The 9588-nt window shown below is 71.6% G+C and carries 7 protein-coding genes; 1 reads left to right on the top strand and 6 read right to left on the bottom strand.

Features of this window, described 5'->3' with window-relative positions; translation table 11 throughout:
* Positions 1-237: 237 nt before the first annotated feature.
* The 4 genes from ACIRON_RS30665 to ACIRON_RS30650 all read right to left on the bottom strand — a co-directional run bounded on the left by ACIRON_RS30665 (position 238) and on the right by ACIRON_RS30650 (position 4411).
* Positions 238-2913, bottom strand: coding sequence for an FtsX-like permease family protein (locus tag ACIRON_RS30665; RefSeq protein WP_402999161.1), 2676 nt, complete (start codon positions 2911-2913; stop codon positions 238-240).
* Positions 2910-3632 carry an ABC transporter ATP-binding protein gene (locus ACIRON_RS30660; protein ID WP_402999158.1) on the bottom strand — a complete coding sequence of 241 codons (723 nt, stop codon included), beginning with the start codon at positions 3630-3632 and terminating at the stop codon, positions 2910-2912. Before ACIRON_RS30660 ends, ACIRON_RS30665 begins: the two co-directional genes overlap by 4 nt.
* Positions 3633-3704: 72 nt before the next feature.
* Complete coding sequence (locus ACIRON_RS30655; RefSeq protein WP_402999155.1) at positions 3705-3854, bottom strand: hypothetical protein; 150 nt, start codon at positions 3852-3854, stop codon at positions 3705-3707.
* Entirely contained in the window at positions 3851-4411 is a 561-nt protein-coding gene (locus tag ACIRON_RS30650; protein ID WP_402999152.1) for a PadR family transcriptional regulator, read from the bottom strand. Before ACIRON_RS30650 ends, ACIRON_RS30655 begins: the two co-directional genes overlap by 4 nt.
* Positions 4412-4568: 157 nt before the next feature.
* On the opposite strand from ACIRON_RS30650, the gene ACIRON_RS30645 reads away from it, so the two are divergent.
* Positions 4569-7382 carry a M4 family metallopeptidase gene (locus tag ACIRON_RS30645; RefSeq protein WP_402999149.1) on the top strand — a complete coding sequence of 938 codons (2814 nt, stop codon included), beginning with the start codon at positions 4569-4571 and terminating at the stop codon, positions 7380-7382.
* Positions 7383-7413: 31 nt separating this feature from the next.
* On the opposite strand, the gene ACIRON_RS30640 is transcribed toward ACIRON_RS30645, so the two are convergent.
* Positions 7414-7932: a hypothetical protein gene (locus tag ACIRON_RS30640; RefSeq protein WP_402999146.1), complete on the bottom strand. Its 519-nt coding sequence runs from the start codon at positions 7930-7932 to the stop codon at positions 7414-7416.
* Positions 7933-8015: 83 nt separating this feature from the next.
* Positions 8016-9443 (bottom strand): DUF4232 domain-containing protein, encoded by a 1428-nt coding sequence (locus tag ACIRON_RS30635; RefSeq protein WP_402999164.1) that lies wholly within the window; start codon positions 9441-9443, stop codon positions 8016-8018.
* Positions 9444-9588 lie beyond the last annotated feature (145 nt).

Raw genomic sequence — 9588 nt, 5'->3', positions numbered from 1 at the left:
CCGGCGCCTCGCCGGCCCGAGCCCCGGCGAGCCGCATCGGGCGTCGACGAGACCGCCGTGATGGCGCCGGTCGAGCGGAACCCCGCGCCTGCCCCCCCCCCCGCCCCCCCCCCCCCCCCCCCCCCCCCCCCCCCGGCCCCCCCGCGCCCCGCGCCCCCCCCCCCCCCCCCCCGGGGGCGGCCCCCCCCCCCCCCCCCCCCCCCCCCCACAACTGAGGATTCGGCACGCCAGAAGTGCCTATTCGACGCGGGCCACCATGGGCAGGCGACTGCGGGTGGTGACCGCGACGATGAGCGCGATCAGCAGGGGCAGCCCGACGACCACGATGCCGACGAGGTCCCACGGGATCTCGAGGTAGTGCGCGGCGACGCTGTCGCGCTCCGGCCAGCCCTCGGTGGTGATCGGATAGCTGATCGCGATCCCGGGAACGAACCCGATCAACGCGCCCGGGACGGCGCCGAGGAGCGTCACGACCAGGGCGTACGAGGCAGCGACCCCGCGTCGCGTACGCGTCCTGGCTCCGACCGCCGAGAGGGTCGCCAGGTCGGGGCGGGCGTCGTTGAGCGCCAGGTGGGTCGCGGTCAGCGCACCACCGATCATCAGCACGGCACCCAGGGTGACCAGGAGCAGCCAGACGATCACCGCGGTGTCCGTCTCCTGGTAGCCGCGCTCGATCATGATCGTCGCGGGGAACTGCCCGGCGGCCAGGGCCTCGTCGAGGTCCGTCTCGGCGTCGGCGCCGAGCCGGGCGTTCTCGACATAGAGGCCGACGACCCGCGGTTCGACACCGAGCTTCTTCACCATCGCCGGCGTCACGACCGCGTAGGCGGGCGCAGCGCGATCACCGACGTCGAGATAGGTCGCCGGCACGTCGACCGTGACCACGTCGAGATCCGTCTGCTCCTCCTCGGAGAACTCCTTGATGACCAGCCGCGCGGACTGCTGCGAGGACCGAAGCTCGTCATCGGTGGTGAACACGACCGCACCCGAGGACCCCAGGGTCTCCGCCGCAGCGGCGGCATCCCGCTCGGAGAGCGACCGCGCCACCGCCGGCGGGAGGGTCCCGTCGGCGCCGGCGACGACGAGCTCGCCGAACTCACCGATGGTGGTGTCGAGCGGGATCGACCCACCATCACCGGTCTCGACGACGACGTACCGACCGTCGGCCTCGGTCGTCGCGCCGGAGGTGAGTGCCGCCGTGGCCCCCGGGATGGCCTTCTCGACCTGCGCTGCGATGTTCTCCCACCGCGCTCGCGCCTCGTCCGGGTCGACGTCGCTCTCGTCTGCGCTGTGTCGCGGATGCACCACGGCGTCGCCGATCGCGAAGGAGGGCAGGTAGCTCTCCTGGTTCTGCTTCTCATCGCTGCTGAACGCGATCCCGAGCGTGACCACACCGACCACCGTCACCGCGATCGCACCGGCGGCCGGCACCGTACGGGTGCGGTGCCGATCGGCGTCGCGGGTCGCGAACCGGATCACCAGCGGCATCCGAGCGCTGAACCGCGCGGCCACCGACACGAGGGCGGGGAGGATGAACAGCACCCCGGCGACGCAGAGCAGTACGCCGAGAGCGATCGGGATCCCGCTGAGGGCGTTCCGGGTGCCGAACGCCGCCGATGCGACTCCGGCGGCCACGAGCACGAGGCCGATGATCGGCGAGCGCCGCGAGGGCAGGCTCTCCGACCGCCGCCCGGACAGGACGCCGACGACGTTCTGTCGCGAGGCGATCCAGGCCGGCACGATCGCGGCGCAGATCGCTGCCGCGAAGCCGATGACGGCGACCGCCAGGACCTGAAGCCACGGCACCTCGAACGGGCCGAACCAGGCCGAGACCTGATCCTGGGCGAGCGGCTGGAGCAGCCGCGCCAGCCCGACGCCGAGGACGGAACCGACGACGGCCGCGACCGCACCGATGACGAGCGCCATCCCGAGCAGGACGCGCCGGGACTGTCGAGCGGTCCCTCCCGAGGCTGCGATCAGCGCCAGGTCGCGCGCCTGGCGCCGGGCCGCGACCGCGAACGCCGGCCCGGCCAGCAGGACCACCTCGAGGACGACCATGACCACGATGAGGACGAGCACCACGAGCTCGGAGGGGTCCGGGGCACCCATCGGCGGACGGATCTCCTTGTCGGCCGCGCGGGCCGCGGCCGGCGGGTCCAGGACGACCGATCGCGAGAGCGCGAACGCACCCGCCGCGTTCAGGTCCTCGATGTCGGACCAGGTCACCGGTCCGCCGCCGACCAGCCAGGTCGAGCGCTCGATGACGTAGTCCCCCGGAAGCTCCGGTCCGGCGACGAAGGGGTCGTTGCGTACCTCCGACGACTCGACGATCCCGACCACCTTGCGCGTCTCGTCGACGTCGCCGTCGGGGATCAGCAGCTCCTCACCGACGCCCGGTCCCCGGAACGCGAGGTTGGAGTTGACCACGACCTCGTCCGGGCCCTCCGGGAGCCGGCCTTCGGTCAGCCTGGTCAGCCCGGCGGCGAGCGGGTCGTTCAGATCGGTCTGCAGACCGTTGGCCCAGGTGACGCCCTTGTCGGTGCGTACGTCGAAGGTCCGGTCCCCGGTGGCGAGCATCGGCCGGTCCCCGATGATGGCCTTCACACCGGCCGCATCGAGCGGGTCGGCCTCGGACTCCTCGAGCCACTCGGACGCGTTCTCGGGATCGATGCCCTGCCGCACCGCAGCGGCGCCCTGGACGTCGATGCTCGCCGCAGCCTCGGTGCCGAGCCGGCGGTCGAGGCCTTCCACGGTGTCGACGTCATAGGTCTGGTACGTCACCGCGACCGCGGTCACGCCCGCCACCGGCAGCGCGATCATCAAGACGACCAGCAGGCTGCGCCACTTCGCCCGCCGGGCCTCCCGTTGCCCGATGCGGAGGGCAAGACGCCAGCCGGCGAGGCGCCCACTCATGCCTCGACCTCGTCCACGAGCGACAGGCCCGGCGTCTCGCCGGCCTCGTCGACGACGAGCCCGTCGCGCACGTAGATCACCCGGTCGGCCCAGCTCGCATAACGCGGCTCGTGGGTGACGAGCACCCCGGCCGCGCCCGCGTCGCAGCGCGCCCGGATCAGCTTGAGGATGTCCTCGCCGGTCTCGGTGTCGAGGGCGCCGGTCGGCTCGTCGGCCAGGATCAGGCGGCGCTCGCCGACGATCGCCCGGGCGATCGCGATCCGCTGTCGCTGCCCACCGGACATCTCGTCGGGGAACCGGTCGGCGAAACCGTCGAGACCGACCTCCTCGAGCGCCTTGCGGGCCGCGTCGCGCGCCGCGCGGCGCCCGGCGCCGTCGAGCTCGAGCGGCAGCGCGACGTTCTCGGCGGCGGTCAGCGCGGGGATCAGGTTGAAGTCCTGGAAGACATAGCCGACCGACGTACGCCGTAGCCTGGCGCGCCCGCTGACCCCGGCCGCACCGAGATCCTGGCCGTCGACCGTCACAGACCCGGAGGTCGGCGAGTCGAGGCCACCGGCGATGGTCAGCAGCGACGACTTCCCGGAGCCGCTCGGCCCCATGATCGCGACCAGCTCACCGGCGTACGCGGCGAGGCTGACGCCGCGCAGGGCGTGCACCTCGGCGGCGCCGGTGCCGTGGACGCGGCTCACGTCGGTGAGCCGGAGGACGGGTTCACTCATGCCGCCGCCTCCGTTGTGCGAATCAAAGAATACGGACGCGGCGGCCTGAGGCCTGTTGTCGCTCGCTGGCGCTCACTCATCTGTGGACTCCTTGGTCGAGGTGTGGCCCGGCTTGACGGGCGCGGCATGGACGCGGCGGCTGAGCCGCTCGCGGGCGTCGGCGAGCCAGCGATCGCTGTCGTGGCTGAGGCGGCGCAGGTCATGGGCGAGGGCGGCGTTCATCGCGCCCCTCCTTCGGCTGTGTCGGCGGGCTCCGGAGCGGTGCTCGTGGAGGCCGCCCTGCGCAGCCGGGACTCGCAGTGGTCGAGCCAGCGGATCTCGGCCTCGGCCGCGAAGATCAGCCGATCGAGGACCAGCCCACCGGCGAGGTCGTCACCGGCTCCGGAGCGTGACTGGCGGCGGTATCCCTGCAGCGCCTGCATCGTGGCGTTGCGCTGCTGCTGGACGACCTTGCCGACGTCAACGCTCGGCACCGCGACCGCCACCGCGAGCTTGATCGCGAGCTCGTCGCGCTGCGGCTGCGTACGCTCCACCGGGGTGTCGAACCACCCCTTCACCTCGACCTTGCCGGCCTCGGTGAGCTGGTAGAGGGACCGTCCCTCCGCGTCGGTCCCTCCAGCCTCGACGAGGCCGTCACGCTCGAGTCGCGACAGGGTCGTATAGACCTGCCCGACGTTCAGCGGCCAGCTGGCGCCGGTGCGCTGCTCGAACTCGGCGCGCAGCTCGTAGCCGTAGCGCGGCTTCTCCAGCAGCGCCAGCAGTGCGTGTTTCACGGACACTCGATCACCTCCCTTGGTTACTTACTGAGTATGTATATACCGAGTATGTACCCCGAAGCAAGCCGAAATTGCGCTGCCGACGCCTCCCCCTGCGTGAAACAATTCCGCGGCCGGTTCGGGTCGGCATCCACCAAGCCACCTGACCAAGGGACAAGAAGTGTCACGTCATGGACGTGTCGTCGCGCTGGCCGCGGCGTCACTCGCTCTCGGCGGGCTGAGCGTCATCCCGATGGCGCCGCCCGCCTCCGCCGAACCCGACCCGATCGCGTCCTACAAGGACCACGCCGGCGTCCCTCTCACCATCCACCGCACGACCGACGGCGCGGCCGACTTCATCGGCTCCAAGACCGAGTCCGTCGACCCGCTGGGCACCTCCGTCAAGCCCGCCAAGGCGGCCCGGACCCACCTCGACCGCGTCAGCAAGGCGCTCGGCACCGACGGGACGGACCTGCGGGAGACGTCGACCGACAAGGCCGTCGGCGGCGGGTCGGTCACCAGGTTCGAGCAGTACGTCGAGGGTCTCCCTGTCCTCGGAGGCGAGGTCGTCGTCGGGCTCGACAAAGACCGCGGACTCACCTCCGCGTCCACCAACCTGTCCGACGTCACGAGTGTCACCGAGCCGGACGAGTCGACGCGCGCGAAGGCCGAGGCAGCCGCCGAGGCCGTGGTCTCGAAGGCCAACCACGGAGCGACCGGCCTCACCGTGACCGACGAGGGCGCCTGGCTCTACGACGACGACCTGGTCCGTGGGCCGCAGATCGGCGAGACCAGCGTCTTCCGGTTCTCGGTGACCAACGGCTCCACCATCCGTGAGACCGTGCTGGCCCACGCCGGCACCGGCCGCGTCCTCATGCACGTCAACGAGATCGCCCACGCCAACCGCCGCATCTGCGACAACGCCAACGTCCGTGCCGTGGACACGCCCTGCACGGACAGCAGCTCCAAGGTCAAGCGCCGCGAGGGCGACGCCGCCACCGGAAACGCCGACGTCGACAGTGCGTACGACATGCTCGGCGCGACCTCGGACCTCTACGCGTCCCTCGGGCTGGATCTGACCGAGGAGATCGGCTGGTCCGAGGGCGTCACCGACAAGGCGATCGCCGCCACGGCTCGTTACTGCGAGCCGACGGAGCCGGACTACACGCCGCCGTGCCCGATGGACAACGCGTTCTGGAACGGTGAGCAGATCTTCCTCGGTCAGGGCCTGGTGGTCGACGACATCGTCGGTCACGAGCTGACCCACGGCGTGATCGAGCGGAGCTCGAACCTCTTCTACTGGTACGAGTCGGGCGCCATCAACGAGTCGATGGCCGACATCATGGGTGAGATCGTCGACCATCGCTACGCGACTCCCGGCGACTCTCCCAGCGACTGGCGCATGGGCGAGGACTCCTCGTTCGGCGCGATCCGCGACCTCGCCAACCCGACGCTGCACGATCAGCCCGACCGGATGACCAGTTCCCTGTGGGAGGCCGACGACCTCACCTACTACGCCGACGGCGGCGGGGTGCACACCAACAGCGGGGTCGGGAACAAGACGGCGTACCTCATCTCCCAGGGCGGCACTTTCAACGGTCGCACCGTCAGCGGCATCGACGGCGCCGACGCGAGCCTGCAGAAGACCGCGGCGCTCTACCTCTACACGATTCAGCACCTCGTCTCCGGAAGCCAGTACGCCGACCTCGGCCGCACGCTCGGCAGTGGCTGCGACGCGCTGGCGGCCGCCGGCACCTCCGGCCTCACCGCCGGGGACTGCGCCCAGGTCCGGCTCGCCACCGAGGCGACCGAACTCGCCAAGTCACCCACCAAGGCCGGCGCGACCCGCCCCGCGGAGGCACCGAACACCTGCCCCGCCGGGAGCACCGGCAAGGCCGCGGTGGCCACCCCGACGCTCACCCGCGGCGGACTGTGGCACCAGGCACCCGACGCCGCCGAAGGCATCCCGGCCAACGACCGCGACGGCAACGGCTCGGACTTCGGCTGGAACCCTGACCCGGAGTACGGCGACCCGACGTCCAGCGGTCTGACGACGGCCGGCGTCAAGGTGCCTACCGGCAAGCGGACCTATCTGCGGTTCAGCCACTGGTACCTCTTCGAGTGGTACACCGGCAGCGACCCCGCCCACCCGGCACCGCAGTACTACGACGGCGGCGAGGCGCGGCTGCTGGTCAACGGGGTCGCGACCGCGATCCCGTCCACGGCCTGGGTGAACGGCCCGAAGCAGAAGCTTCTCCTCAACAACCCCGCCAAGCCTCTGACCGGCTTCGGGGGCGACTCCAACGGGTGGATCAGCTCCCGTGTCGACCTGTCCGCCTTCGCCGGCAAGACGGTCCAGTTCCAGTGGGTCGTCCGTGGCGACACGGAAGGCTCGTTCTTCGGCTGGTTCGTCGACGGACTCGAGCTCTACTCATGCACCCCGCAGACGGTCGCGAACACGGCGGCGCCGACTATCAGTGGCACCCGGCGGGTCGGCTACACGCTGACCGCGTCGCCGGGTTCGTGGAGCCCGACGGCGACGACGCTGCGCTACCAGTGGCTGCGCAACGGGGCCGCGATCTCAGGGGCCACCGCGAAGACCTACAAGCTGAGCGGATCGGACCACACGCGCAAGATCCAGGTCCGGGTCACCGCCTACGCGTCCTCCTGGCCGGCGGCCAACCCCGGCGTCAGGACGAGCGCGGCGACCGGTGCGATCAGCGCCGGCTACCTGACCCCGGTCACACCGACGATCAGCGGGACCCGCAGGGTGGGCTACCTGCTCACCGCGATGCGTGGTGAGTGGAAGCCGGCCGGGGTGACGTACTCCTACCAGTGGCTGCGCAACGGCAAGGCCATCTCGGGCGCCACCGGCAAGACGTACCGGCTCAGGTCCATCGACCGCGGTGACCGCATCCGCGTCCGGGTCACCGGGCGCAAGGCCGGCTACTACACCTCGACCCGCCTCTCGGCGGCGACGAGCGTGATCCGCTGACCTGAACCCCGGTCCCGGCCCGACGGCGAGCTCAGTCGTCGTCGGGCCGGCCGGGGTGCAGCAGCAGGTCGACCTCGTCGATGACCGTGTCGGTGACGACACCGGCGGCGAGACCGTCGATCCGGATGCCCGTGATGGCGGCACCGAGACCGTCGCGCTCATCGGTCAGCCACACCGCCGGCCGCGCACGGACGGCATCGGCGACGCGGCGCTCCAGGGCCGTGTGCAGGACGGCGCGCGGGTCGATGTACGCCGCACCGACCCGAGGCGGGTCGACCTCGACGGTGGAGGTCGCCAGGACGCGTACGTCCTGGGAGTCGCAGGTCCGGGTCCGGACCACGATCGCGATCTCCATCGGTCCGGTCGGCCACTCGAGCACCTCGTGGAAACCCGGGATCGCCATCGTCATCGAGTCGGAGGCGATCCGGATGATCCGCCGGTGCCTGGTCACCACCAGGCACTGACCGCGCCCTGCCCGCCGCACCAGCGAGGCCACCACGAGGACGACCGCCATCGCCGCGATCACCAGAACCGTCGCCATCTCCCCCATGGCTCCGAGTCTTCTCGACCCGCGCCCGATTCCGAATGGGCGCTGCCACCCATTCGTCCCTGCCGCCTACGTCGCTGCGTACGTCAGTCAGCGGCCTGCGCCCACGGGCTGATCCTCACCTCGGCCCCGTCGAGGATGTCGAGATCGCTCGGCCCGTCGATCACCGCGACGCCGAGCGTGATCGGCGTGGCGCCGGGCAGCGCGGTCACGAGCAGCTCGGTCGTGACGTCCGGGTCGTTCGCGGTGGACATCGCCTGCCAGTCGATCACCGCCATCACCGACTGCGCCGGAGGGACGACGATGCGCTCGGGCATCATCGACGGCTCATAGGGCTTGGCCGTCACATCGGTCTGCCGGGCACCGGCGGCATTCAGGAACTCGACAGTGGGTACGCCCTCGATCGCGCAGGCGTGACGGCCGAGGTTGCGGGCCCGGAGCCACGCCTGCCGCGATCCCAGCGCCGCATCCTGGCCACCGAAGGTGACCTCGAGATCCGACGGCCGACACGACGGCGCCCCCGGGTCGGCGGGCCAGGGGGCGCCATCACCGAACGGCGGCATCGTCGTCGCCGCCGGAGTCTTCCCGCCGACCCAGCCTTCGGCCTTGCCGCCACGCGTCCCCTCGACCGCGTACGCCAGCGGCTGCCCCGACCCCACGGGATAGCCGTGGTAGCTGGTGAGCCACCGGCTGACATCGTCGATCACCCGGTCGCCCTCGGCGGCCTCGACCAGGACGATCAGCGGTTCGTACGGGGCGGCCAGCTGCGCCGAGGTCACCGACGGCTGCTCGGAGGCAGCCACCACGAGCCTCACCGCGACCGGATCGGGCACCTCGTTCGACCGGTACCACGCCTTGCCGCCGTGGAGATCCACCGGCCGCTGCCGGCCGTGCGCGACCGTGGCGAGCGCGACCAGCCGGTCCGGCGGCGCCTCCACGTCGGCCTGGGCAGGACGGCCCGTCTGCGGGTCGGCGACGGTCGACGACACCGACGTCGCCCCGGCCTCGCTCAGCGCGACGGCATCGGCGAGCGCGTCACCGATGCCGTCACCGCGGTCCAGACCATGCTCACCCACCACGACCCGGATCTGGCCCATCGTGAACGTGACGCTGGTCCGGGCGGGCGGCGCGTCGGGCGCAAGGCGGGTGATCTCGGGGCGCACCACCCGGAGCACCTCCTGGCTCGCCGCGGCCGCCTCGGCCCCCGACAGATCCTCCTCCAGCGCCACCTCGACGCTGGCCGAGTGCTCCACGCGGTCGGACTCGCCGAAGTCCTCGCCCGGGATGCGCCGGGACTCGTCGACGGCCAGCACCTCGCGTACGCCGGGGACGGAGCGCCACTCGTAGGAGAGATCGAGGAACCTCGACAGCCCCTCCGGCGTGGTCGTCCCGGCCGCGGACACACGGGGTCGGACCCAGAGCATCGCGACCGCGCAACCGGCCACGGCCAGCAGAACCAGCCCGACGGCCACGATCCCCACCCGGAGCTCGCGCCTCCGTGTGCTGTCCAGCATCGCCACGTACGTCCTCCTCGACCTCTGCGGAAGGCAAAGGCTCGCACAGGTCCGGCCGGGTCAGCCCGGTAAATGGCGAACCGGCACGGTTCCTTCACAGGACCGTGCCGGTTCACCACATGTGCCGTGGGTCAGGCGGGGCTGA

Origin of the sequence: Nocardioides sp. NPDC101246, from assembly GCF_044767415.1 — a bacterium.
GTDB lineage: Bacteria > Actinomycetota > Actinomycetes > Propionibacteriales > Nocardioidaceae > Nocardioides.
This window is presented reverse-complemented; position numbering and strand designations above follow the sequence as displayed.

Coding starts and splice junctions, on each gene's coding strand:
- ACIRON_RS30635 (WP_402999164.1), bottom strand. CDS start 9,443: ATGCTGGACAGCACACGGAGGCGCGAGCTCCGGGTGGGGATCGTGGCC.
- ACIRON_RS30665 (WP_402999161.1), bottom strand. CDS start 2,913: ATGAGTGGGCGCCTCGCCGGCTGGCGTCTTGCCCTCCGCATCGGGCAA.
- ACIRON_RS30640 (WP_402999146.1), bottom strand. CDS start 7,932: ATGGGGGAGATGGCGACGGTTCTGGTGATCGCGGCGATGGCGGTCGTC.
- ACIRON_RS30655 (WP_402999155.1), bottom strand. CDS start 3,854: ATGAACGCCGCCCTCGCCCATGACCTGCGCCGCCTCAGCCACGACAGC.
- ACIRON_RS30660 (WP_402999158.1), bottom strand. CDS start 3,632: ATGAGTGAACCCGTCCTCCGGCTCACCGACGTGAGCCGCGTCCACGGC.